28 protein-coding genes are annotated in these 25,906 nt (G+C 39.5%); 25 read left to right on the top strand and 3 right to left on the bottom strand.

Annotated features, from left to right (window positions below; translation table 11 throughout):
- Positions 1-5: 5 nt before the first annotated feature.
- Positions 6-1,094 (bottom strand): LCP family protein, encoded by a 1,089-nt coding sequence (locus tag MHB79_RS16325; protein ID WP_212045589.1) that lies wholly within the window; start codon positions 1,092-1,094, stop codon positions 6-8.
- A complete protein-coding gene (locus MHB79_RS16320) occupies positions 1,079-1,747 on the bottom strand; it encodes a YigZ family protein (RefSeq protein ID WP_003212936.1) in 669 nt (222 codons plus the stop codon). The genes MHB79_RS16325 and MHB79_RS16320 overlap by 16 nt, the downstream gene beginning before the upstream one ends.
- A 221-nt stretch (positions 1,748-1,968) precedes the next feature.
- Between MHB79_RS16320 and MHB79_RS16315 the strand changes: the two genes are divergently transcribed.
- From MHB79_RS16315 to MHB79_RS16200, 24 genes are all read left to right on the top strand, one after another.
- The gene (locus tag MHB79_RS16315; protein WP_003213166.1) at positions 1,969-3,144 is read left to right on the top strand and encodes a sensor histidine kinase; all 1,176 of its coding nucleotides are present in this window, start codon (positions 1,969-1,971) and stop codon (positions 3,142-3,144) included.
- 64 nt (positions 3,145-3,208) lie between these two features.
- Complete coding sequence (gene degU / locus MHB79_RS16310; protein ID WP_008348273.1) at positions 3,209-3,898, top strand: two-component system response regulator DegU; 690 nt, start codon at positions 3,209-3,211, stop codon at positions 3,896-3,898.
- Positions 3,899-4,115: 217 nt separating this feature from the next.
- Positions 4,116-4,958, top strand: coding sequence for a DegV family protein (locus MHB79_RS16305; RefSeq protein ID WP_003213402.1), 843 nt, complete (start codon positions 4,116-4,118; stop codon positions 4,956-4,958).
- Between the two features lie 371 nt (positions 4,959-5,329).
- Positions 5,330-6,457 carry a DEAD/DEAH box helicase gene (locus tag MHB79_RS16300; RefSeq protein ID WP_340990227.1) on the top strand — a complete coding sequence of 376 codons (1,128 nt, stop codon included), beginning with the start codon at positions 5,330-5,332 and terminating at the stop codon, positions 6,455-6,457.
- A 66-nt stretch (positions 6,458-6,523) separates the two neighbouring features.
- Entirely contained in the window at positions 6,524-6,817 is a 294-nt protein-coding gene (locus tag MHB79_RS16295) for a late competence development ComFB family protein (RefSeq protein ID WP_050944343.1), read from the top strand.
- Positions 6,814-7,500, top strand: coding sequence for a ComF family protein (locus MHB79_RS16290; protein ID WP_003212791.1), 687 nt, complete (start codon positions 6,814-6,816; stop codon positions 7,498-7,500). The genes MHB79_RS16295 and MHB79_RS16290 overlap by 4 nt, the downstream gene beginning before the upstream one ends.
- 56 nt (positions 7,501-7,556) lie before the next feature.
- The gene (locus MHB79_RS16285) at positions 7,557-7,976 is read left to right on the top strand and encodes a TIGR03826 family flagellar region protein (protein WP_003212865.1); all 420 of its coding nucleotides are present in this window, start codon (positions 7,557-7,559) and stop codon (positions 7,974-7,976) included.
- Positions 7,977-8,055: 79 nt separating this feature from the next.
- On the top strand, positions 8,056-8,319 hold the full coding sequence (gene flgM, locus MHB79_RS16280) for a flagellar biosynthesis anti-sigma factor FlgM (protein ID WP_003213252.1): 264 nt from the start codon (positions 8,056-8,058) through the stop codon (positions 8,317-8,319).
- A gap of 18 nt (positions 8,320-8,337) precedes the next feature.
- Entirely contained in the window at positions 8,338-8,820 is a 483-nt protein-coding gene (locus MHB79_RS16275; protein ID WP_050944342.1) for a flagellar protein FlgN, read from the top strand.
- A gap of 15 nt (positions 8,821-8,835) precedes the next feature.
- Positions 8,836-10,356, top strand: coding sequence for a flagellar hook-associated protein FlgK (gene flgK / locus MHB79_RS16270; protein WP_003213544.1), 1,521 nt, complete (start codon positions 8,836-8,838; stop codon positions 10,354-10,356).
- A 9-nt stretch (positions 10,357-10,365) separates the two neighbouring features.
- Positions 10,366-11,277 carry a flagellar hook-associated protein FlgL gene (gene flgL / locus MHB79_RS16265; RefSeq protein ID WP_106030071.1) on the top strand — a complete coding sequence of 304 codons (912 nt, stop codon included), beginning with the start codon at positions 10,366-10,368 and terminating at the stop codon, positions 11,275-11,277.
- Positions 11,278-11,325: 48 nt separating this feature from the next.
- A complete protein-coding gene (locus MHB79_RS16260; RefSeq protein WP_340990223.1) occupies positions 11,326-11,904 on the top strand; it encodes a DUF6470 family protein in 579 nt (192 codons plus the stop codon).
- Positions 11,905-11,932: 28 nt separating this feature from the next.
- Complete coding sequence (fliW, locus tag MHB79_RS16255; protein WP_044139341.1) at positions 11,933-12,367, top strand: flagellar assembly protein FliW; 435 nt, start codon at positions 11,933-11,935, stop codon at positions 12,365-12,367.
- The gene (gene csrA / locus MHB79_RS16250) at positions 12,361-12,585 is read left to right on the top strand and encodes a carbon storage regulator CsrA (protein WP_003212955.1); all 225 of its coding nucleotides are present in this window, start codon (positions 12,361-12,363) and stop codon (positions 12,583-12,585) included. The genes fliW and csrA overlap by 7 nt, the downstream gene beginning before the upstream one ends.
- Before the next feature lie 153 nt (positions 12,586-12,738).
- Entirely contained in the window at positions 12,739-13,080 is a 342-nt protein-coding gene (gene flaG / locus MHB79_RS16245; protein WP_003213002.1) for a flagellar protein FlaG, read from the top strand.
- 20 nt (positions 13,081-13,100) lie between these two features.
- A complete protein-coding gene (locus MHB79_RS16240) occupies positions 13,101-14,615 on the top strand; it encodes a flagellar hook-associated protein 2 (protein WP_226804186.1) in 1,515 nt (504 codons plus the stop codon).
- Positions 14,616-14,632: 17 nt separating this feature from the next.
- A complete protein-coding gene (gene fliS, locus MHB79_RS16235; protein WP_003212886.1) occupies positions 14,633-15,037 on the top strand; it encodes a flagellar export chaperone FliS in 405 nt (134 codons plus the stop codon).
- Complete coding sequence (gene fliT, locus MHB79_RS16230; protein WP_050944337.1) at positions 15,034-15,375, top strand: flagella biosynthesis regulatory protein FliT; 342 nt, start codon at positions 15,034-15,036, stop codon at positions 15,373-15,375. Before fliS ends, fliT begins: the two co-directional genes overlap by 4 nt.
- 13 nt (positions 15,376-15,388) lie before the next feature.
- On the top strand, positions 15,389-15,769 hold the full coding sequence (locus MHB79_RS16225) for a hypothetical protein (protein ID WP_003213093.1): 381 nt from the start codon (positions 15,389-15,391) through the stop codon (positions 15,767-15,769).
- Between the two features lie 32 nt (positions 15,770-15,801).
- Positions 15,802-17,487 (top strand): methyl-accepting chemotaxis protein, encoded by a 1,686-nt coding sequence (locus MHB79_RS16220; protein WP_340990221.1) that lies wholly within the window; start codon positions 15,802-15,804, stop codon positions 17,485-17,487.
- 189 nt (positions 17,488-17,676) lie between these two features.
- The gene (gene hpf, locus MHB79_RS16215; protein ID WP_003213481.1) at positions 17,677-18,240 is read left to right on the top strand and encodes a ribosome hibernation-promoting factor, HPF/YfiA family; all 564 of its coding nucleotides are present in this window, start codon (positions 17,677-17,679) and stop codon (positions 18,238-18,240) included.
- 186 nt (positions 18,241-18,426) lie between these two features.
- Positions 18,427-20,952, top strand: coding sequence for a preprotein translocase subunit SecA (secA, locus tag MHB79_RS16210; protein WP_106030064.1), 2,526 nt, complete (start codon positions 18,427-18,429; stop codon positions 20,950-20,952).
- A 64-nt stretch (positions 20,953-21,016) separates the two neighbouring features.
- Positions 21,017-22,118 (top strand): peptide chain release factor 2 gene (gene prfB / locus MHB79_RS16205; protein ID WP_106030063.1). Its coding sequence is split into 2 segments (ribosomal slippage): positions 21,017-21,088 and positions 21,090-22,118, totalling 1,101 coding nucleotides; the frame shifts between segments, so codons are not numbered across the junction.
- 124 nt (positions 22,119-22,242) lie between these two features.
- Entirely contained in the window at positions 22,243-24,036 is a 1,794-nt protein-coding gene (locus tag MHB79_RS16200) for a M3 family oligoendopeptidase (protein ID WP_340990219.1), read from the top strand.
- 58 nt (positions 24,037-24,094) lie between these two features.
- Here the strand turns inward: MHB79_RS16200 and MHB79_RS16195 are convergent, their stop codons facing one another.
- Positions 24,095-24,850 carry an alpha/beta family hydrolase gene (locus MHB79_RS16195; protein WP_340990217.1) on the bottom strand — a complete coding sequence of 252 codons (756 nt, stop codon included), beginning with the start codon at positions 24,848-24,850 and terminating at the stop codon, positions 24,095-24,097.
- Positions 24,851-25,039: 189 nt separating this feature from the next.
- On the opposite strand from MHB79_RS16195, the gene MHB79_RS16190 reads away from it, so the two are divergent.
- Positions 25,040-25,888: a YitT family protein gene (locus MHB79_RS16190; protein ID WP_003212797.1), complete on the top strand. Its 849-nt coding sequence runs from the start codon at positions 25,040-25,042 to the stop codon at positions 25,886-25,888.
- Positions 25,889-25,906 lie beyond the last annotated feature (18 nt).

Below are 25,906 nucleotides of genomic sequence, written 5' to 3'. Positions count from 1 at the left end.
TTTTATTATTGTCCTGATGTGCTGGAAGGATTAGTTGTATCACTTGATCCTGTTTCACCAGAGGATGGATTGGTTTGTGAATCTGTTTCAGTCGAAGATTCAGTAGGAAGCTTTAAATGCGTCCGTAATGCATTTTGTACGTTAGCTAGATTGGTTTGATCTGGCTCAAAGTAATACGTTCGATTTGGCCCTAAATAAAGATCCGACCCTTTAATAGAAAGTGTTTCTGTGTCGTCTCCCTTAAACCCGCTGTAGATTTGCTGAAGCGCTAGACCTTCTGTGATACGGAAGTTGGTCGTAATATGATCACTGACTTCTTTAGCGATATTATCCACGTTCGCGATGTTATTTGCCTTCGACATTTGATCAATCATTGCACGTAAAATTTGTTTCTGACGATCATTACGTCCAAAATCACCGCGTGGATCTTGTTTTCTCATCCGTGCGTAAGCAAGTGCTTCTTCCCCGTTTAAATGCATATTGCCTTTTTTGAAATAAATCTTTTTCGATTTTTTCACATCACTTTTTTCATTGAAGTCAAATGGAACATCAATATCAATTCCACCGACTTCATCAATGACATCCTTGAATCCGTCAAAATCAACGGTCGCATATTTATCAATCGGAATATTCAAGAATTGTTCGACAGTTTCAATCGTTTCGTCTTTACCGCCTTTAGCATATGCTGCATTGATCTTTTCTTTACTTCCTGTCGTGTCACTTGCAAGCTGTACGCGTGTGTCACGGGGGATACTAACCATTTTCATCGTTTTGTCTTGAGGGTTAATTGTTGCGACAATAAGTGAATCTGAACGGCCATGATCACCATCTGTGGCATAATCCTCAATTCCGACAAATAGTACAGAGAAGGGCTTCTTTTTAATATCAATGACCGCATCACGAAGCTTCGATTTCTCTCCTCGGTTTAGTTCGTCATATGTTTTGTCAGCGGCTTGAAGTGTATTGACTATTTTATAGACTGCAAATCCGCCCATGCAGATGATAAGAAGCAAAAATAAAACCAGGATACGTTTGAAAATTTTCTTCTTCTTACTCTTTTTCTTTCGTACACGCACTTTTACTCGTTGTGCCATTCATCTGTCTCCTTTATCGGACCAATGTCCTTTTCTAAATAAATCAGTTCGCCTTCTTTTGTAACACTCTTTCCATTTGTCAGCTCAGTCATCCATTCAATGAACTGCTCTGTTTGTGTTTCTTCTACATACGTCTCAAAAATAACATCTTCTGCATAATGAATTTCTTTTAGCTGAAAAGATGAGGCTCTAAGCTCATTCTCTACCTTTCCAAGCCATGTATAATCTATTGTTGTGTGCATCGTACGCATTAAACAGCGCTCTACCATCCCAACATGGTTGATGGCTTCTGATACAGATTTTCCGTAGGCACGAATCAATCCACCGGCGCCTAGCTTAATACCGCCGAAATAACGAGTGACTACTACGACTGTATCTTTCAGCTTCCGTTTTTTTAACACTTCAAGCATTGGCACACCTGCTGTACCACTTGGTTCACCATCATCATTCGCTTTTTGAATCAGGTCATGTTCTCCAATGAGATAGGCAGAACAATTATGTGTGGCATTCCAATGTTGTTTTTTAATGGATTGTATAAATGCTTGTGCTTCTTCTTCTGAGACAGCACGCTGTATATGACAAATAAAACGTGATTTTTCAATGACGATCTCATGCTCGCCACGACTTTTTACTGTAAGATAGCGATGCAGCAAAAGACATACCCTCCTGAAAAGCAAATTGTAAGACTAGAGAAAATTTGCATTGATTTTAGAATTTTACAGCGTATTTTGTTATGATGATAGGGGTAGAAAAAGGGTCGTCATAAAAACTTCATGATTTATACGCATTCTTTCATTATAATTCGACATAAAATGCAGATCAATGACATTTATAATAAAAAAAGATGACATCACTGTTACGGGAGGGAAAAGCCATGACAACACCTAAAATGGATCCGAAATTATTGGATTCAATCATCATGAAAATGCTTAGTACAGTTGATGGCAGCAAGGACGAAGTATTTAGGATAGGCGAACAGTCCCGTCAACAATATGAAAGCCTTGTAGAAGAGCTGAAGCAAATCAAGCAGCAAGTAAACGAAGTAATTGATTTTGGGGATAAACTAGAAGTCCATACGAGACATGCTAGAAATCGCTTATCTGAGGTCAGCAGAAACTTCAACAAATTTAGCGAAGAAGAAATACGGGAGGCCTACGAAAAAGCACATAATCTGCAAGTGGAACTCACTATGATCCAGCAGCGCGAAAAGCAACTGAGAGAAAGAAGAGACGATCTGGAAAGACGATTGTTAAGCCTACAAGACGTCATTGAACGCTCTGAAACGCTTGTGAGTCAGATCACAGTTGTTCTCAACTATCTCAATCAGGACTTACGTCAAGTTGGCGTGTTACTTGAAGATGCTCAAGCAAAACAAGATTTTGGACTTAGAATTATTGAAGCCCAAGAAGAAGAACGCAAAAGGGTATCCCGTGAAATTCACGACGGTCCGGCCCAAATGCTGGCAAACGTAATGATGCGTTCCGAATTAATTGAACGGATTTTCAGAGACCGTGGGACAGAAGAAGGCTTTAAAGAAATTAGAAGTCTCAGACAGAATGTGCGAAATGCTCTGTACGAAGTGAGAAGAATCATTTATGATTTAAGACCAATGGCTTTAGATGATTTGGGTCTCATTCCGACGCTTAGAAAATATTTAAACACAATCGAAGAGTATGATGGAAAAACCAAGATCACGTTCCAATGCCTAGGGGATACAGAAAGCGAAAGAATTGCTTCTCAATTTGAAGTGGCACTGTTTAGACTAGCCCAAGAAGCTGTCACAAATTCACTAAAGCATTCCGAAGCTGAAGAAATCTCTGTAAAAGTAGAAGTGACGAAAGACTTTGTTACGTTAATTATCAAAGACGATGGAAAAGGCTTTGATATGAAAGATGTGAAAACAAACAAAAACAAATCCTTCGGTTTACTTGGCATGAAAGAACGCGTAGACTTACTTGAAGGTAAAATGACCATAGACTCAAAAATAGGTCTAGGGACATTCATCATGATTCGCGTGCCATTAACATTGCAAAATAAAATTGTAAAATAGAGACAAAAGACATATTGACCATAAAGTTCAGGTGTAGAACAATAAACATGGGGAGGCGTAGCTTGTGACTAAAGTAAATATTGTAATTATTGATGATCACCAATTATTCCGTGAAGGTGTCAAACGGATTTTAGATTTTGAACCTACTTTTGAAGTAGTTGCAGAAGGAGACGACGGAGACGAAGCTGCACGTATCGTAGAACACTATCATCCGGATGTTGTCATTATGGACATTAATATGCCGAATGTAAATGGTGTAGAGGCTACAAAGCAGCTAGTTGAGCTTTATCCCGAATCAAAAGTCATTATTCTATCTATTCATGACGATGAAAACTATGTGACACATGCATTGAAAACAGGAGCAAGAGGCTACCTGTTAAAAGAAATGGATGCAGACACGCTCATTGAAGCAGTGAAAGTCGTAGCTGACGGAGGATCTTATTTACATCCGAAAGTTACTCATAACTTAGTAAATGAATTCCGACGCCTAGCGACTAGTGGCGTTTCAGCACATCCACAGCATGAAGTATATCCTGAAATTCGCAGACCACTTCATATCTTAACGAGACGTGAGTGCGAAGTACTTCAAATGTTAGCTGACGGAAAGAGCAATAGAGGAATTGGTGAGTCGCTCTTTATTAGTGAGAAAACAGTCAAAAACCACGTGAGTAACATTTTACAAAAAATGAATGTAAACGACCGTACACAAGCTGTTGTTGTAGCAATTAAGAACGGCTGGGTAGAAATGAGATAATATTACGGACAAGTACTCCTTTTTCGCCTGTTTTTGATTCTCTCACATGTTAATTTGAGAGAAATGATAGGTAGATAAGGAGTCTTTTTCGGATATAACGGGCTTGCCTATTGATTAGGCAGGCTTTTTTGATTACTATTATAAATCTAATGAATAACAATGATCATTCTTTGAAAATAAAAAAGAGCAACTTAACGGATAAGGAAGGTATTTAAGAATGAAAATAGCCGTTGTAACAGACAGTACTGCTTATATACCACAAGAGCTGCGTGATAAACATCATATTCATATGATCCCTCTGAATGTCATCTTTGGCAATGAATCATACCGTGAAGAAATAGAAATGGATTGGAAGACATATTATGAAGAAGTCAAAAAGCATAAAGACCTTCCAACCACCTCTCAGCCTGCTTTCGGTGAACTAATAGAATTATATGAAAAACTAAGTGAAACATATGATGCCGTGATTAGTATTCACCTTTCTAGCGGAATTAGTGGAACATATAATAGTGCAGCCTCAGCAAATGACCTAGTTGACGGAATTGACATTTATCCGTTTGATACAGAAACTAGCTGTATGGCACAAGGTTTTTATGTGATAGAAGCTGCTGAGAAAATCCAAGCTGGTGCTTCTCCAGAAGAAGTGTTAGCCCATCTCAATTACCTGAAAGAGAATCAGAGAGCTTATTTTATGGTAGACGATTTAACTCATTTACAAAGAGGCGGCAGATTAAATGGTGCTCAGGCTTTTATTGGGAGCCTCTTAAAGGTAAAGCCTATACTGCATTTTGACAACAAGCTAATTGTCCCTTTTGAGAAGATTCGTACACGGAAAAAAGCCATTTCACGTATGTTTGAACTATTTGATGAAGATGCATCGCGTGGTGTCCCGATGAGAGCAACAGTGATACATGGAAATAGAGAAGAAGAAGTAGACGATTTGATTGCGCACTTATCAGAAAAATATCCTCATGTTGAATTTTATAAAAGTTATTTTGGTGCTGTAATCGGCACTCATCTAGGCGAAGGCTCTTTAGCTCTTGGCTGGCTGATTAGATAAATCCTAAAAACCTCTTTTCTCTTAGAAAAGGGGTTTTGTTTTTCTTTTTTAGCTGTTGGACGAAAGGTCATGTCTTTGCGCATAATAGGCAAACATCAGTTGAAAGGTGTTTGTTGAAATTGAACATGGACAAAGCAATGGAACTAAGGAAGCACCTGGAGTCACGCCACCTGCTTACTGCTGAAACAAGATGCTCACAGTCTGATTTGGATTGGCTGGAGGAGAAAGGGTTAGTTATCCGAACACCTGCTATTGAGAGGAAAGCAAATGGTCTTATTTGCTGCAGATGTGGTGTATCAAAAAATCGGTACTTTGCCCACTCTTCGTGTGACAAGTGTCAAAAAGATTGTGTGTATTGTAGATCATGCATCATGATGGGGAAAACAACGGAATGTGGCTTTCTTTATGAATGGACGGGTCCACAAATGGAAGAAGCATGTCACTCGGAATTAACATGGCAGGGAAACCTGTCTAAAGGACAAAAAAGAGCGTCAGAGAAATTGATCGAAGCGATAAAAAACAAATCTGATCTACTCATCTGGGCAGTTTGCGGGGCAGGGAAAACAGAGGTGCTTTTTCACGGAATAGAATATGCCTTACATCAAGGAATGAGTGTCTGCATTGCGACACCTAGAACTGATGTTGTCCTTGAACTAGAGCCGCGGCTTAAAAAAGCTTTTCAAGGAATGAAAATAGCTGTTCTTTATGGAGGAAGTCCTCAAAGGTTCCAAATAGCACAGTTAGTAATCGCTACAACTCACCAGTTGATGAGATATAAACATGCATTTGATGTGCTCATTATAGATGAAGTCGACGCCTTCCCTTATTCAATCGATGAACGTCTCCAATTTGCTGTTTTAAAGGCAATGAGAAAGAAAGGGGTTAGGGTTTATTTAAGTGCGACGCCGTCTAAGAAAATGATAAGAGATGTATCTCGTGGACAACTAGAAGCCATAAAAATTCCTCTGCGCTTTCACCAACAACCTTTACCGGTCCCATCCTTTCAATGGATTGGACATTGGAAGAAGAAATTAAAAAAGAATCAGCTCCCACCTAAAGTAATGAATTGGATGCAGAAACATATTACAAAAAAGAAAAGGGTTTTACTTTTTGTTCCTTCTATTTCTACTATGAAGAAGGTAACGAAGGTTCTTAGAAAGCACCACTTAAATGTAGAAGGGGTGTCTGCTGATGATCCAGATAGGAAACAGAAGGTCCAGCAATTCAGAGATTACAAATACGATGTACTAGTTACAACCACAATTCTAGAAAGAGGTGTAACCATTTCAAATGTGCAAGTGGGGGTACTAGGTGCAGAATCTACTATCTTTACAGAAAGTGCACTTGTTCAGATTTCTGGTAGAGCAGGTAGACATCCCGATTTTTTTAAAGGAGATGTTTTCTTTTTTCATTTTGGTTTAACGAGAAGTATGAAGCAAGCAAAGAAGCATATTGTAAAAATGAATGATACAGCTGAAAAAGAGTTCTCCGAAAAATAATGTAGGTTCAACTAAATTTCATGGTACAGTTATATTCACAATACACAAATGGCAGGAGAGACAAATATGCTACTCAATGCAAAAGAAACACTACTCAAGGAAATCCTCTATCAATATCTCAACCAGTTAAACATGATTTGTCACTGTGAAAAGTGTATAGAAGATGTATTAGCGATTTCACTAAATCAAGTGAAGCCTCAGTATATAACAGATATCAATAAAATATCTTACAGTAAATCTGAGATGGTGGACAAACAGAAGAATACGGCCATGCTGGTCATTCTGACAGAAGCCGCTTCAAAGGTCTCCACATTTCCAAGATGCGAAAATCGTCTGCCGATAAATAAGGATAACAATTGATCTGCCTCATTTGTGAGGGGCATTTTGTCGCTTCTTTTACATGGAAATCATTACTTCTATTAAATGATGATCGTCTATGTATAGCATGTAAGCATCACCTAGAAAAAATTCAACGCCCGATTTGTCCAGCCTGCGGGAGAGCACAGTCGAACGATCAATTATGTCAAGACTGTTCCATGTGGAAAGAACGCCCTGATTCTACTACAGTACTTGTGAAAAATAGGTCTGTCTATGCTTACAACGATTTGATGAAAGATGTCCTTTCCCGCTTTAAATTTCGAGGTGATACAGCTTTAGCTGAGCTTTTTAAACAAGATGTCCGAGCAGTATTTAAGCGCTCTTTTTCAATGAAAGAACCTGTCCTGATCCCGATTCCTTTAAGTAAAGAAAGACTAAAGGAAAGAGGGTTTAATCAGTCCGTCATACTTGCTTCCTTGATTGGTGAGCCGATCCTTCAGCCACTTGTAAAAATACATCAAAGCAAACAGTCCAAGAAAAAGAAAAATGAACGTTTAGATCAAAAAGGAATGTTTCAAATCACGCAGACAGATGCGATCGTTCAAAGGGAAGTTATCTTAATTGACGACATTTATACAACAGGGGCCACCATTTATGATGCGGCGAGAATTTTAAAAGAAGCAGGTGCCAAAAGTGTTTCCTCTTTTACGTTGATCCGTAGTTAAAATTCAGGATAATTAACCGATAATAAGAAGAGAAAATAACGTAAGGGGTTTTGGTTATGAATCAATTGGCAAACTGCCCGCAATGTAATCAGCTGTTTTTAAAAACGACCATCCAAACGGTTTGTAACAAATGCTTTGAAGAAGAAGAACGTTCTTTTGATATCGTTTATAAATTCTTGCGAAAGCAAAGTAATAGACAATCAACCATTGCTGAAATAGTAGATGCAACAGAAGTTGATGAAGAATTAATCTTGAAATTTATCCGTTTGAAAAGACTTCAAATTAGCCAATTTCCGAATATCAACTATCCTTGTGAAAGATGTGGCCAACCGATCAGAAAAAACAAGCTGTGCAGTCAATGTGAACAGGACATTCAGTCGCAAATGAGTCAAATGAACCAAGAAGAAGAGCGTAAAAGGGAGATTGAATCTAGGAAAAAAGACACCTATTATGCCATTAATCCTAAAAACGATTGATTCCCTAAACTAAGTTGCAGTTTGGTCGATAAAATGGATAGAATCAAGACAGACTGTAACGGAAAGCGAGAGGAATCCCGTGAAAATTAATCGATATGGAACACAACCAGTAAATCCTTACAAGAAAACATATGAGAAACAAACGTTGCAATCAAATCAAGCAAAATCAACTGATAAAGTCGAAATTTCTAAAAAGGCAATCGAAATGCAAAAGGTGCCGAATATCATGAAAGAACGCCAAGATAAAATAGACCAAATTAAAAAAAGCATTGAAGCCGGAACATATCAAGTAGATACAAAGGGCATTGCTGATAAAATGCTGAATTTTTATAAACAACAATAACAAAAGGGAGTAGCGTGAATGTCAGTTAAAATAATCATTGAAGAGCTGCATCGTCTCTATGGATTGCATGAACAGCTTTTGAAGCTGTCGAAAGATAAAACAGAAATGCTGAAAAGTAATGAGATTGATGCTCTTTCAGAGGTTCTGAATTTAGAGCAAAAATATATTCAGGCCATTTCTCAATTAGAAGAAAAAAGAATTGAAGCGACAGTTCAATTTTTACAAAATGATGAACCGCCAACCATCACCGCGTGTATCGAAAAGGCTGAAGGTTCGGATCAAGAAGAGCTCATTTCGTTATATGACAAATTAAAAGACATCATGGTGGAACTGAAAGATGTAAATGAACTGAACAAACAGCTCATTCAGCAGTCGCTTCAATTTATTTCACTGACATTCGATCTCGTTAACCCTAATAAAGAAAATATGAATTACGGACAAAATGGTCTTGAGAGTTCAAAGCCTAAACAGCAGAGGGCTTTGTTTGATTCAAAGGCGTAAACAAGGAGGATACCAATGGGTTCTACATTCATGGGACTAGAAACGGCAAAAAGAGGAATCACAGCCCAGCGTGCAGGGCTTTATGTCACATCAAACAACGTCTCCAATGCAAATACAGATGGCTACTCAAGACAAAGAGTTACCTTTAAAGCAGATAATCCTTATCCAGTCATTTCAGTTTATGACGGCAAGACGTATGGCCAAATGGGGACAGGAGTTCAAGTTGGAACCGTTGAAAGAATTCGAGACAGCTTTTTAGATCTGCAATTCAGAGATCATAACAATAACTTGTCCTACTACTCAACAAAATCTGATGCCCTTTCGCAAATGGAGGGAGTCATGAATGATTTGACGGATGAAGGCTTAAACAGAGCTTTTGATAACCTTTGGAAATCATTGCAGGTCCTATCCGAAACCAAAAATGCTGATACAGCGTCTGCGCGTACAGTTGTTAAAACAAGTGCACAGGCTTTAGTAGATCAATTCCGTCTACTTAATTCTTCTTTAACAACGATACAAAAGAATTTAAAAACAGAACTCGATTCAACAGCCAAAAATGTGAACACGATTTTATCTCAAATAGATGAAGTGAACAAACAGATTGCAGCAGTTGAGCCAAACGGATATCTTCCAAATGATCTATATGATACGCGTGATGCGTTGGTAGATCAATTATCTTCACTTGTTGATATTAAAGTGAGCTACAATCCATCTGGCGGGAATGCACTCAAAATTGCAGAAGGAACTGTCAACATCGACATTATCGGTGCAAATGGACAATCTGCTGGAACGATTTTGAATGGCATTACGAACGAAAAATCTGAACTGCAAATCTCGTATGATAATACAACGGGACTTGTTAACTCACTTCAATTCGGAACAACAACCATTGCAGCAGATCAGCTTCAAGTGAATGGTAAAGTAAAAGCACTTGTTGAGGCTTATGGCTACATGTCAAATGGTGCTGAAAAAGGCATGTATCCAGACATGCTTGCAGAGCTTGATGAAGTAGCACAAGTTTTCATGGATACATTTAATGATGTGCATAAGCAGGGGTACACATTAAATGGCACAAGTGGACAAGACTTTTTTGATATCGAGAATAATAATGATCTGAATAAAGGTTTAGCTGCTCGTATCAAAGTGAGTGATGTTATTTTAGCATCAACAGATAATATTGCAGCATCTCTCAATCAAACAAAAGGTGACGGTTCGAATGCTACGAAATTAGCTGGTATTCAAGACTTAAAGGTACCAATCGGCGGCAATACAACGACGATCCAGGATTACTACCAAAATGTCATTGCTGAGATGGGGATTCAAGGGAAAAAGAACATAACGCTAGAAAGCAGTTCAGCCGCTCTTGTCAATTCAGCCAATGAGCGTAGAATGTCGACGAGTGCTGTTTCCATTGATGAAGAAATGACGAATATGATCCAATTTCAGCATGCATATAATGCAGCTGCGAGAGTTGTGACATTACAAGATGAAATATTGGATAAAGTAATAAACGGCATGGGTGTCGTAGGAAGGTAGGTATAACTGATGCGAGTCACACAAGGTATGATTTCTCAAAACTCACTTCGTAATATTAGTAAAAGTTATGAAAAACTTTCTAAAATAAATGAGCAAGCACAAACAGGGAGACGTTTCACAAAAACGTCTGATGATCCCGTTGCAGCAGTAAAAAGCCTTCAATATAGCACAGCAATGTTTCGAAATGATCAATATCAAAAAAACTTAAATGAAGCACAGAACTGGATTGATACATCTGAAACAAGTGTCACTGAAATCATTGATATTATGTCAAATGTACGAGATAAAGTGCTTGATGCGGCTAATGGAACAAAGCAGCCAGAAGATTTAGCAGCTGTCGGCGTGGAAATTGGTCAGATGAAGAAACAAATCATTGACGCGATGAACACTCAGATGTTAGGTAAGTTCGTATTTAATGGAACAAATACAAATGTCAAACCAGTTGTTGAGAACGCAGATGGTACGTTTACGTTTAACTTTGAAAACTATACAGATGCAAATTCTGTTAAGTCGAACATTTCTGATGGTATCACTTTAAATGTGAACTCGAATCCAATTTCAGCGTTTGGTGGACAGACTGCCAGCGGTCAAAATGTCATTGAAATGCTGACGGATTTAGAAAACTCATTGAAAAATGGAACGTTCGCAAATTCTGATGATGCGTTAGGAAGTATCGATCAGTTTAAAGAAGTGATGAGTGCTGAGCGCTCGGACTTAGGAGCCCGTTCAAATCGTGTTGACTTAGTAGGCAGTCGCTTGACTTCACAATTCGAAGTACTGAAAAATGCCAAATCAGATAATGAAGATGTAGAAAGTGAAAAAGCAATTATTGATCTTCTTCAACAAGAGGTTGTGAATAGAGCTGCTTTAGCAACGACGGCTAAAGTTATTCAGCCATCCCTTGTCGATTTCTTAAGATAATAAAAAGCATCCGTTGGGTGCTTTTTTGCATCATGGAGGTGTACCTATATGCAAATCCCTAGATTGTTAATGCAACAAACCTATGCAAAGCTGCAAATGTCGACAACTCCTTCTCGGCAAGAAGTAGAGCAGCCCAGAGCAGACCTTGAGATTCAGCAGCCCAGAGCCGTCATGAATATGACAAGGACACCGTCAAAGTTAACAATAGATCAAACCGAAGCATTTGCCGATATGGATATCAAGTCGATTTTTAGGCGTTCTGAAGAATGGGCAGCTGAGGGGAAACGTGCTGTTGGAGAGGGAATGGGCCGAAGAGCGGAAGAAGGCAGTGAACTCATCAAGATCGAGAATGGTGGGAATGCAATTGCCGAGTTTGCCAAAATCAATGGCACTCCTCCAGCCAAACAATTCAATATTGGTGTGATCCCTTCATTCTTTAGTGTGAAAATTCACTATCAGCCATCTGAGCTTCAAATTGATGTGGAGCCTCAAAAAGCTATTATAGAGGCAACGCCTCATAAACCAATCGTTAACTACCAGCCAGGTAAGGTCAATATTGATATGTTACAATACCCAGATTTAAAAATAGAAGTTGACGAAACGGGCCAAAATGGTGATAAGGTATAGTTAAGAAAAATGAAAAAGGTCGTGAATTATGATCATTCAAACAAAATACCATGGTGAAGTGACAATCAAAGAGGAGCAAATCATCAACTTCTCTAATGGAATACCAGGATTTCTGGATCAAAAACAGTTTGTCATTTTACCTTTATCAGAAGAGTCTCCATTTTTAGTTCTTCAATCATTGAAAAACGCAGAGTTAGGCTTTATTGTCAGCAGTCCGTTTTTATTCTTCAATCAATATGAATTCGATCTAGACGAAACGGTCGTAGATATTCTAGAAGTAGAAGATGCCAATGATGTGGAAGTCATGGTGATCTTAACAATGGAATCTTCTATTGAAAAAACGACAGCCAATTTAAGAGCGCCTATTATTGTGAACCGGAAAAACATGAAAGCCAAGCAGGTGATTTTGCATGATTCAGCCTATCATACAAAACATTTGTTAGAGGTGGCATCCTCATGTTAGTTCTCTCGCGTAAATTAAACCAGTCGATTCAAATTGGCGATGATATTGAAGTCAAGATTATTTCGATCGAAGGCGATCAAGTGAAAATCGGGATTGAAGCTCCTAAGCACATTGATATTCACAGGAAAGAAGTGTACCTGTCTATTCAAGAAGAGAACAGTCGTGCTGCGAGTTTATCCGTAGATCTCCTCTCTCAATTATCCTCACAAAAAAAGTGAGGATTTTTTTATCTGATTCAGCTATCCATCTCCACGTTTCTGTGTGGATGTTCACCATCTATATGAAACTTTAACAAATCGGTCCATCTATATTTAATTTGAAAATTCCAAGCCGATATAAAAGGTAGATTAAAGCACAGGAGCTGAATAACTATGTCTGTTGGTAAGTTGACATCGCTAGAGCCAATTATCGATGCATTTCAAACCCGTGTTTCTAATAACCAGAATGACAATGCAAACTCTGATTTACAAGCAAATGGCAAGGTCGTTTCAAAAGAAGAAATTGAAAAAACGCTTCAAGGAGCAAACAAGCTGATTGAACCCACTCAATTTCATCTGCAATTTGAATTACATGAAAAACTCAATGAATATTATGTCAAAGTCGTAGATAACCAAACAGAAGAAGTCATTAGAGAAATTCCTTCCAAGGAATGGCTTGATTTCTATGCGGCAATGACAGAAATTGTCGGTTTATTTGTAGATAAAAGAATGTAAGTGAAGGGAGAACATAAAAAATGGTCAATCGAATTACTGGTTTTTCAAATGTGTTTGATATTGATGAAATCGTATCAAAACTAATGAAAACTGAGCAAGCACCACTTGATAAAATGACACGCCAGAAACAAACACTTGAATGGCAAAGAGACAGCTATCGCGAGGTAAATTCGAAAGTTAAAGAATTAGATGATTTGATCAACAGTTTAAACTTAACGCTTCCAAGTACATATGGTGCAAAAAAGGTGACAAGCTCTAATGAATCTGCTGTCACAGCAACTGGATCAACAAATGCTGCCTCTGGCTCAATCCATGTCACCCAATTAGCGACAGCTTCTGTCTTCAAATCGTCTGGTACTTCTGGTTTTACACCTGCAAATGGCACGTTTACATTCGAGGTGACGACACCAGATTCGACAGAACCGAAAACGGTGACGATCAATACTTCTGATACCGATACAATTGATGACATTGTGAAAAAGCTGAACAACTCGCAATTAGGTGTGACAGCTTACAAAGGACAGATCTTTGACGGATCTAACTACGTCGATACGGTCGCTCTCACTTCACGGACAACAGGTGAAGGTGTCAGCATTAAAGCTGCTGATGGTAATTCAGCTTCATTCTTCACTCAATTAGGCTTCCAAGTAGATGGAGATAACAAATTAGTAGCGACCACTCAAGGACAAAAGGCACAATACGAGATTAATGGCTTGAAGATGGAAAATAACAACAATACCTTTACGCAGGCTGATATTACGTACGAGCTTAAAGGAACAACGGATCAGCCTGTCAGCTTAAACGTTTCAACAGATGTCGATACAATCTTTGATAAAATTAAACAATTTGTTGATAAATACAATGAGCTCGTTGAGCAGGCTAATGGTAAAGTCAATGAAAAAAGAAATAGAGACTATCATCCTTTAACAGCAGAAGAGAAAAAAGGGATGTCTGAAAAAGAAGTGGAGCTATGGGAAACAACCGCGAAGTCTGGCTTACTGAGAAGTGATTCCATTTTACGAGCTGGTGCCTCTAAAATAAGAAGTGATTTTTATGCTGATATTACGACAAGTGATGCGAATAAAATCCAACTCACACAAATCGGTATCACGACATCATCCAAGTATAAAGAAGGCGGAAAGCTTGAAATTAATGAAAAGAAACTGAGAGAAACCCTTGAAAAAGACCCGCAGAAGGTCAGTCAAATGTTTATCTCAGGATCGTTAAATGTGGATTCAAAAGATAAAGACAAAGCGCAGCAGCAATATCAAGAACAAGGCATCATTTATCGTGTCAAAAACTCCTTATCAGCCTTCACGAAGAGCATTCAAACAAAGGCGGGAAGCACAACGATGGAATTAAAGGAATACGGACTTGGTAAGGACCTTGATTCTTTGACCAAACGAATGGGTACGTTCCAAGACCGTTTGAAGATGGTTGAAGCCCGTTACTACAAAAAGTTTAACGCCATGGATAGCGCGATTCAAAAGCTAAACAACCAATCGGGCTATCTTTCTCAACTGCTTGGACAATAATTGGAGGTTTATAACATATGGCAATTCAGAACCCTTATGCCGCCTATCAGAAAAATTCTATTGAGACTGCAACACCTGCCGAGTTGACGCTTATGCTTTATGAAGGCTGCTTAAAGTTCATTAGACTCGCGAAGTATGCCATTCAAAAAGAGGATGCAGAAACGAGAAATGTGAACCTGAAAAAGGCTCAAAACATCATTCAAGAATTAAATGTCACCTTAAATCGTTCTTATGACGTATCAAATAGTATGGCAAGTATGTATGATTACATTTATCGCAGATTGATTGAAGCCAATCTTCAAAATGACGAAGAGATGTTGAATGAAGTAGAGCAATACGTAACTGATTTTCGTGATGCGTGGAAGGAAGTTATTCAAACCGATCGAAAAGGGCGCCACCACTCTATCGGGGGATCTCTATGAGTATTGTGGACCAGCTGCATGACCAAACATTAAAAATGGCAGCCGAAATAACGGCAAATCCGCAAAGTGACACCTTGGTTGAAGACTTTGATGCCTTTTTAATTGAGAGAGATGAATTAATGAGAGATATTCAGCATGAGCTGACGGATCAAGAAAAAGAAAAAATCAAAGAAATCATCCAAACAGATCAACAGATGGCGAAGCAATTAACTGTGATCCAAAACGGCATAAGAGCAGATATTCAAGCCATTCAAAAAAAGAAAACGAAACAGCTGAATTATCAAAATCCATACCAGCCTATGACGAGTGACGGCGTATATTACGATAAACGGAAATAATTAGGTGAGACCTGTGGCGTATCGTTCAGATGACTATATTTTATTAACCACATATTATGAACTTCTATTTACGATAGAAGAGAGTCTAAAATATTTAGATGAAATTGAGAAGGATTTTGCTAAAACAGAAGGGGATCGGATCTTTAATGATCTGATCCATGCCTTCTTTCATTTAGAGACAACACATCCCCTTCTGCTTTCAATTATAGAAAATGAGCACTTTGCCAAAACGATTCGTTCGTTTGATCAAATTTTTTTAAGTTTTGATATACTAGCTTTCTATACATTCCCTTCAATACACTTCCAATCATTCCTTAAAGCATATTTTATACCTGAATATAGAAAGTGGATGGATGAAATACATGCCTGTATGAGGCCGTATGTCATTCATTAATTTTTGTTCAATTCAGACTTTCGGAGGAAATTATGAGACTAAAAAATCAATTTTTGTTTGGGCTTATTGTCATATGTGTATTGTTTGTCAGTATTTTAGGATTCTCAAGCTTTATCTATTACAAAACAGATCAATCCTATAAGACGCTTCTTAGCAAAGAAGTAAAGCTTTATCAAACCTCACTAGAATTAGAGGCGCTTTTGCAAAAACAGGAAGCACAAATTAAAACATATGTTGTCGTGCAAGATGCTGAAAATTTACAGAAAATTGAGCAAACATATGAAGAGATTAATAAAAAAACAACGGAAGCTACAAAAATGAGCTCTGTCAAACAAGCAAAAAATCTATTAGATCAAATCTCAGAAAAGAATTATCTCTACTACACCTCAACGAACCGACTATTTAATTCATTGAATATGCAAAATCAAAAAGAATTTAACACACGCCTCAATCAAGAATTACAACCTATCGAACAAGAAATACATACCTTTACAAAAGAATTTGCTCAAACCCAGTTGAAGCAACGTGACCAAAAAATCAATCAGCTCAACCAAGACAGTAATCAATTACTATTTACTCTCATTCTAGTTAGTGCGGTCATTATTGTTGGCTTTTTGTTGATTGGGACAAGATTCGTTTATCGTATGACAAAGCCGATTGTGTCTGTCACAAATGCTGCGAGAAGGATGGCAGATGGTGACCTTACACTTGAAGAGATTGAAGTGACCTCTAAAAATGAGATTGGTCAACTCGGTACTGCTTTTAATCAAATGACAAAGCATTTGCGTCAGCTCATTTTACAGGTGCAACATGGATCAAGACAATTAGCTGATTCTGCTACTCAGTTTGAGGAAACGATTCATCAAACCATATCGGCAAGTGAGCAGACATCTAGCTCGATTGAACAGGTCAGTGAAGCTTCACGTGAACAATCAGACGCGGTCGGAAAAGTAGCTTCTGCCATTCAAGAAGTCTCGACTGGTATGCAAAATGCAGCTGAACACACATCCGATGTTTCGGGTCACTCAATTTCAGTGACTGAAAAGGCTGAAGAGGGTGCAGCGCTTATTCAGCAATTCGTAAAACAAATGAGCTCTATCAAAGCGTCTGTGAACGAGCACCATTCCACAATGGCTCATGTACAAGCCCAGTTTACAGGCATTGAAGATTTGTTAGGTCATATCCATGCCATCGCTGATCAAACGAATTTGCTTGCTTTAAATGCTGCTATTGAAGCGGCAAGAGCAGGAGAGCATGGGAGAGGATTTGCGGTGGTAGCAGATGAAGTGAGGAAACTGGCGGAAGAATCTAGTCAGCTGACAGATCAAATTAGTCAATTGCTCGCGAACGTGAACAAAGATACTGAAAAATCATCACATTCGATGACAAAGGTTGAGCAGGATGTAGCAGAAGGTGTGAAAGTATCGCAATTGTCAGAACAGAGCTTTCATGAAATCCTGGAATCTATTCGTGATATTTCGATGAAAGCAGAGGAACTTTCAGCTACTGCAGAGGAGATTTCAGCTAGTACAGAGGAAATATCTCAGACGGTTGGAGTCATTGAAGAAGGAGCCAAACGCAATTCAGAAGAGACGGAGTACATGTCTGCGGCTGTTGAAGAATCATTGGCAGCAAATGAAGAAATGAAAGCAGCGGCGGAGGACTTAAAAACCTTATCTCAATCGCTGAAAACATCAATATCATCTTTCACCATTTAAATGTGCGCTGGTCTTTTTCAAGAATGAGCCGAATATATATTCATCACCTATCAAGTAACAATTGATGCACCGCAAAATTCGACAAATTTCAATAAAAATTCACATTTTTTTTACGTTTGAGCAGGAGAAAAGGAGGGAAAAGTAGAAATAGGTTTACATATCCTTAATTTTAAAGGAGGCGTTCTTTACATGAATTACAATGTCAGAGGAGAAAACATCGACGTAACACCTGCACTAAGAGATCATGTCGAGAAAAAAATTGGAAAGCTGGAGCGTTATTTTGAGACAGACGTAGATGCTTCAGTCAACGTGAACTTGAAGTTTTACAATGATCAAGAATCTAAAGTTGAGGTTACCATTCCAATGACTGATCTAGCACTTCGAGCTGAGGTGCATAATGAAGATATGTACAATGCAGTAGACCTAGCAGCCAGTAAATTAGAACGTCAAATTCGAAAACACAAAACAAAAGTAAACCGTAAATTCCGCGAGCAAGGTGCCAAAAAGCACTTATTTGCTGGAGGAAATGGGACGGCTGACGTAGCTGTTCAAGATGACGAAGAAATTGATGAAACAGAAATCGTCAGACAAAAACGTTTCAATTTAAAACCGATGGATAGCGAAGAGGCCATCCTTCAAATGAACATGTTAGGTCATAGTTTCTTCGTCTTCACAAATGCTGAGACAAATTTGACCAATGTGGTCTATCGCCGAAATGATGGAAAATATGGACTGATTGAGCCGAACGCTTAATCTGATCTAAAAACAACCTAAAAAAAGTAAACCCGTTCCCTCCATGAGGGGCGGGTTTTTTGTGCGAAATCATTGCAAATTCTTTGGAAATGAAGGAAGGTATGGTATGATAAATGCAGGTAAATATGGACCTGTCAATCTTTTGGACATGCCGAAAAATTGCATGAAATAGAGGAGCGTTATTATATGCTTGGAATCTTAAACAAAGTGTTTGATCCTACGAAACGTACGATCAGCAAATATGAAAAAAAAGCAAATGAAATTGAAGCTCTTGCTCAAGATTTTGAGAAATTATCTGACGAGGCTTTACGAAATAAAACGAACGAATTTAAAGAAAAACTTGAAAAAGGACAATCCGTGGATGACCTGTTGGTTGAAGCATTTGCAACGGTTCGCGAGGCATCACGCCGCGTGACAGGAATGTTCCCATTTAAGGTGCAGCTCATGGGGGGGATCGCGCTTCATGAAGGCAACATTTCTGAGATGAAAACAGGTGAAGGTAAAACGTTGACTTCAACAATGCCTGTTTATTTAAATGCTCTTTCTGGAAAAGGCGTCCACATTGTGACAGTCAACGAATATTTGGCAAGCCGTGATGCAGAGGAAATGGGCAAGATTTTTGAGTTTCTTGGCTTAACGGTTGGCTTAAACTTAAACAGCTTAGACAAAGATGAAAAAAGAGAAGCATATGCTGCTGATATTACGTATTCAACAAACAATGAACTTGGCTTTGACTATTTACGAGATAACATGGTGCTTTACAAAGAGCAAATGGTTCAAAGACCGCTTCATTATGCCGTGATTGATGAGGTTGACTCCATCTTAGTTGATGAAGCGAGAACACCTCTTATTATTTCTGGACAAGCTGCGAAATCTACAAAGCTTTACGTACAAGCCAATGCATTTGTTCGTACATTAAAAATAGAAGATGATTTCACATACGATATTAAAACAAAAAGTGTACAGCTGACAGAAAGTGGAATGACGAAGGCGGAAAAAGCATTCGGCATCGAAAACTTATTTGATGTCAAACATGTCGCACTGAACCATCACATCGCCCAGGCGCTAAAGGCACATGTTGCGATGCAAAAAGATGTGGATTATGTCGTTGAAGAAGGTCAAGTCGTTATTGTTGACTCGTTCACAGGACGTCTAATGAAAGGACGCCGTTATAGTGAAGGTCTGCATCAAGCCATTGAGGCAAAAGAAGGTCTCGAAGTGCAGAACGAAAGTATGACCCTTGCAACGATTACATTCCAGAACTACTTCCGCATGTATGAAAAGCTTTCTGGTATGACGGGTACAGCGAAAACGGAAGAAGAAGAATTCCGTAACATTTACAACATGCAGGTTGTGACAATCCCGACCAATCAACCAGTCGTTCGTGATGACAGACCTGATTTAATTTACCGCACAATGGAAGGTAAATTTAAAGCAGTGGCTGAAGATGTTGCGCAGCGCTATATGACAGGGCAGCCAGTGCTTGTCGGAACAGTAGCGGTTGAGACGTCTGAGCTTATTTCTAAGCTGCTTAAAAATAAAGGGATTCCTCATCAAGTGTTAAATGCGAAAAACCATGAGCGTGAGGCACAAATTATTGAAGAGGCTGGTCAAAAGGGTGCCGTCACCATTGCGACCAACATGGCAGGACGTGGTACGGACATCAAGCTTGGCGAAGGCGTCAAAGAGCTTGGCGGTCTAGCTGTAATTGGGACAGAGCGTCATGAATCACGACGTATTGATAACCAGCTGCGTGGACGTTCTGGTCGTCAAGGAGACCCAGGGATTACCCAATTCTATCTCTCCATGGAAGATGAATTGATGCGCCGATTTGGTGCAGAGCGTACGATGGCCATGCTTGACCGCTTTGGCATGGATGACACTACGCCTATCCAAAGTAAAATGGTGTCTAAAGCCGTTGAATCATCTCAAAAACGCGTTGAGGGGAACAACTTTGATTCCCGTAAACAGCTTCTCCAATATGACGATGTGCTTCGTCAGCAGCGTGAAGTGATTTACAAGCAGCGCTTTGAAGTCATTGATTCTGATAACTTAAAATCGATTGTGATCAATATGATTCAGTCTTCAATTGAGCGCGCTGTTGGTTCTTATACGCCGAAAGAAGAGCTTCCAGAAGAGTGGAAACTAGATGGTCTTGTTGAATTAATCAACACGAACTATTTAGATGAAGGAGCTATTTCGGTCAAGGATATTTACGGTAAAGAAGCAGATGAAATCACCTCCTTCATTATGGATCGTATTAAAGAAAAATACGATGCAAAAGAAGAAACATATGGCGACGAACAAATGCGAGAATTTGAAAAAGTCATCGTTCTTCGTGCGGTGGATTCAAAGTGGATGGATCATATCGATGCAATGGATCAACTGCGTCAAGGGATTCATTTACGTGCGTATGCACAAACAAATCCGCTTCGTGAGTATCAAATGGAAGGATTTGCGATGTTTGAGCACATGGTCGCTTCAATCGAAGATGATGTGGCCAAATATGTTTTGAAATCAGAAATCCAAAACAACTTAGAACGTGAAGAAGTCGTTCAAGGTCAAACAACAGCTCATCAGCCTCAAGAGGGTGATGAGGAGAAGACAGTGAAAAAGAAGCCGGTACGTAAAGTCGTAGACATTGGTCGAAACTCACCATGTCACTGCGGAAGCGGTAAGAAATATAAAAATTGTCATGGGAAGACAGAATAAGTAATGGAAAGAGGTGAAAACCTCTTTCTATTCATGTCAGCCCTACATCTATGAGGTGAAGGATATGGAATTAGTAGAAATTAGACAAGAGCTTGAAAATATGGCTAGCAGGCTAGCTGATTTTAGGGGGTCTCTTTGACCTCGAAACAAAAGAAGCCAAAATTGCAGAACTTGAAGCGACCATGTCAGAGGCTGATTTTTGGAATGATCAGCAAAAGGCACAAGGCGTCATCAATGAAGCCAATGCACTAAAGGATAATGTGAATTCATACCATGAGCTCAGTGAATCTCATGAAGAGCTGCAAATGACACATGACCTATTAAAGGAAGATTATGACGAGGAGCTTCATGTAGAGCTTGAGAAAGAGCTGAAGAACTTAACTAAGCAATTTAACGACTTTGAACTGCAGCTTCTCTTAAGTGAACCATATGATAAAAACAATGCCATCCTTGAGCTTCACCCAGGCGCAGGCGGTACTGAATCACAGGACTGGGGTTCTATGCTTCTGAGAATGTATACTCGCTGGGCAGAGCGCAGAGGCTTTAAGGTTGAAACGCTTGATTACCTTCCTGGTGATGAAGCAGGAATTAAGTCTGTGACATTGCTCATCAAAGGGCATAACGCATATGGATACTTAAAGGCAGAAAAAGGGGTCCATCGTTTGGTTCGTATTTCTCCTTTTGATTCATCTGGCCGTAGACATACGTCGTTCGTTTCCTGTGATGTCATGCCTGAGTTCAATGAAGAAATCGATATTGATATTCGAACAGAAGATATCAAAGTGGATACGTATCGAGCAAGCGGTGCAGGTGGACAGCACGTCAATACGACTGACTCTGCCGTTCGTATCACACACATTCCAACCAATGTCGTGGTGACATGCCAAACAGAAAGATCACAAATCAAAAACAGAGAACGTGCGATGAAAATGCTGAAATCGAAACTTTATCAAAGACGGATCGAAGAACAGCAGGCTGAATTGGATGAAATTAGAGGAGAGCAGAAAGAAATTGGCTGGGGAAGCCAAATTCGCTCTTATGTATTCCATCCGTATTCTCTTGTGAAAGACCATCGAACCAATACGGAGATGGGAAATGTTCAAGCGGTCATGGATGGAGATTTAGATTCATTTATCGATGCTTACTTACGTTCGAAATTATCATAAAAACTCGGCTTCTTGCCGGGTTTTTTTTATTGTGAGAAAATATAATGAATATAAAGGAATACATACGCCATACTGACTCTATATCCTTTGTATGATGAAATTAGCAAATAAAGGGGGAAATATTTTGGGATTAACAACATTACAAGAGACGTGGGATTTAGATGCCTTTTTTAAAGGAGGCAGCGCTTCACCAGAATTTAAAACATACTTGCAACACATTCAGCAGCTATTAGATGAATTACGACAAAAGGTCGATGCCTTTTCAAAAGAAGATACACACATTGAAAGCAAATTAACGTCTGTCCTTGACACGTATGAAACCACATATAAAAAACTGTCTCAAGCAGGTTCATTTGTTTCCTGTCTTCAATCTCAAAATACAAAGGATATGAAGGCTGGCAGTCTTCGAGGTACGATTGCTAAGCTGGAAGCTGATTTAGGTACCATTCTTGCGCTGTTTGATCAGGCGCTTGCTGCCATCTCTCCTGGAAAATGGAAGGATCTCATGAATTCAGAGGCCTTTTCAGATGTTCGCTACATATTAAATGAACGCAGAGAACGCGTGAAGGATCAATTGCCTGTTGAACAAGAAACATTGATTCAAAAGTTAGCCGTAGATGGCTACCATGCGTGGGATGAGCTTTATTCTAGCTTAGTGAATAAGATTACGATTCCGTTTGAACAACATGGTGAAACGCAGATGATCTCTGTCGGCCAAGCGGAAAATGCGATGGATGATTCAGACCGTGAAGTCAGAAAGGCTGTTTATCATAACCTAGAGCATGCATGGACGCAGGACGAACATCTATTTGCAAGTACGCTCAATCATTTGGCAGGTTTTCGTTTGCAAGTATATGAAGCAAGAGGCTGGGATCATATTTTAAAAGAGCCGCTTGATATTTGCCGGATGAAACAAGAAACCCTTGATGCCATGTGGTCTGTGATTGATGAACATAAGCAGCCATTCATTGATTATTTACATCGAAAGGCTGACATGCTTGGAGTGGATAAGCTAAGCTGGTTTGATGTTGGGGCTCCTATTGGCAGTGAGACCAAGACTTATCCGTATCAGGAAGCAGCTGCTTTTATTGTGAAGCATTTCGCTGGATTTGGAGAAGAGCTTGCTGCTTTTACAGAAAAGGCCTTTAATGAGCGTTGGGTAGAAGCTGAGGATCGCCCGAACAAACGAGTAGGCGGTTTTTGTACAAATTTCCCTGACAGCGGAGAGTCCCGCATTTTTATGACCTTCTCAGGCAGTCCATCCAATGTGGCGACACTTGCGCATGAGCTTGGTCATTCGTTCCATCAGGAAGTGATGCAGGATGTTCGCATTCTTAATCGCAAATATGCGATGAATGTAGCTGAAACGGCGTCGACATTCGCAGAAATGATTGTGGCTGATGCTTCATTGAAAGAAGCGGCAAATGAAGAGGAGCGCCTCAGCTTGTTAGAGGATAAGCTGCAGCGGAGTGTAGCATTTTTCATGAACATTCAATCTCGGTTCTTATTTGAACAGCGTTTTTATGAAGAGCGTAAGCAAGGAGAAGTGCCGGCGGATCGGTTGAATGAGCTGATGGTAGAAGCGCAGAAAGAAGCCTTTGGTGACTCTTTAGATGAATACCATCCGCATTTCTGGGCGTCTAAGCTACATTTCCATATCACAGGTGTACCGTTTTATAATTTCCCGTACACATTCGGCTACATGTTCTCACTAGGAATTTATGCAAAGGCCTTGCAGGCTGGTACTTCGTTTGAAGAAAAGTACATTGCATTATTAAAGGACACAGCTTCAATGTCAGTAGAAGATTTGGCCTTTAAGCACTTAGGTGTCGATCTTACCCAAAAAGACTTTTGGGAGGAAGCCATTAGCCTCGCTGTAGAAGACGCTGAAGAGTTTTTAGAAGCGACGAAAAAGTGAAAATGAAAAGCCCCCATTACGGAAGCTTTAGATTGTTGACAAAGGGTTAAAATGATCTTTATTTTAGCCCTTTGTCTTCTTTATGGAGCTTTTTTGCTGGTTTTAGCCATCCAAGCATCGTCTGAACGATATCCTTTTGCTGTGTGAGGGCTGGAATGTCCGCTGGCTGATCACCTTTTTGTTTACCGTACATGCCAAACTGAGCATGGTTCCCGCCTTTTATTTCATGATAAACGGTTTGAGACGGCAAATTTGTTTTCGATTGCTTGATTTTCTCTTGTGTCGCAAGTCCATCCTTTTCACCTGATATAGAGAGGACGTTCAAGGAGGATGATTTTAGCTCATCTGAAGCTGGATAAGACGCGAGAAAAAAAAGACCGTCGAGTTTGCGCTGATTTCTTTCTGCAAACATAGCGGCGGCTGTTCCGCCTAGTGAATGACCGCCAATATACCAGTGTTTGATCGTTTGATGATCTTTTATGATACCTTGTGCTTTATTTGTATTAAAAATCGCAAACGAAAATGGCATGTCAGGGATAAAGACAGAATAGCCTTTTTTCATCAATTCATTCCCAATATAGGCGTACGAAAGTGGTTCTACCTTTGCTCCTGGATAGAGAATGATGCCCGTATCGCTTTTAGTTGATGCAAATGTATATACGTCGTTTTTATGTTCCACTTGCTCGATGTTCACTTGCTTTTTTAAAGCGGCAGATGGTCCGTATGTAAAGCGGCTCCATGTATAGAAAGCACCAAAAGCCAAAATGATCAGTGCAAGTAATGAAATGCCTGTGATCTTCAGTATTTTCTTCATCGCATGTCCCTTCTTTCTCATGTACATATTAAATATACCATCATTTGCTCCTATGCCAAACGGCAAGCACGCTGATCCGTTTGTGTGATAAAGTATTAATCCATTAGCACTGCATTTGGCTGTTATTTACATTCATAATTGGAGGGCTTAAAATAGGTGTGCATTCAGAAGTAACGGAGGAAGACAGACATGAAGCAGGGACATTCACAATTATGGATTGAAGCAAAGAATTACTTGTTCATTTTAATTGGATCAGCCATTGTGGCGATTGGATTTAATACGTTATTATTACCGAATCAGATTGCCGCAGGTGGTGTGAGCGGGATTAGTACGATTATGCAGTCATTCGGCTTTGAGGCGGCATATGTGCAGTGGGGGCTCAACATTCCGCTGTTTATCGCTGGCTTTTATTTATTAGGCGGTACATTTGGCGTGAAAACGCTCGTTGGCTCTATTTTCTTACCTTTGATGGTGTTTGTCACAAGGCATATTGCACCTGTGACACATGAAGCACTCTTAGCAGCTATTTTTGGCGGAGTGGTGATTGGGATCGGCATAGGGCTCGTGTTCCTTGGAAACGGATCAACAGGTGGAACGGCGCTCGCTGCCAAAATCATCAATAAATATACAGGCCTCACGCTTGGTACCTGTTTAGCAATGATGGATGGCCTAATCGTTCTGGCTGCGATGACTGTTTTTGGGATTGAAGAGGGACTGTACGCTGTCATTGGTGTGTTTATTTCAAGTAAAACGATTGATGTCGTACAGGCCGGCTTCAGTCATTCGAAAATGGCGATGATCATTACAGGGCATGAGGATGAAGTCAGACAGGCAGTTTTTGATCAAATTGACCGTGGTGTCACAAAAATCTCAGCAGTCGGAGGATATACCGATCATGACCGTCCAATTCTAATGTGTGTCGTTGGACAGTCACAATTCACAAAGTTGAAACAAGTGGTGAAAGCAATCGATGCATCAGCATTTGTCATCGTAATGGATGCAAAAGAGGTGCTTGGTGAGGGTTTTAAAAGGGCGTAAACAAGGATATAATAGCGT

Source organism: Bacillus sp. FSL M7-0558 (assembly GCF_038003245.1).
Classification (GTDB): Bacteria; Bacillota; Bacilli; order Bacillales; family Bacillaceae; genus Bacillus; species Bacillus pumilus.
The sequence above is the reverse complement of the archived record's forward strand: the minus strand, read 5'-3'. Positions and strand labels throughout refer to the sequence as shown.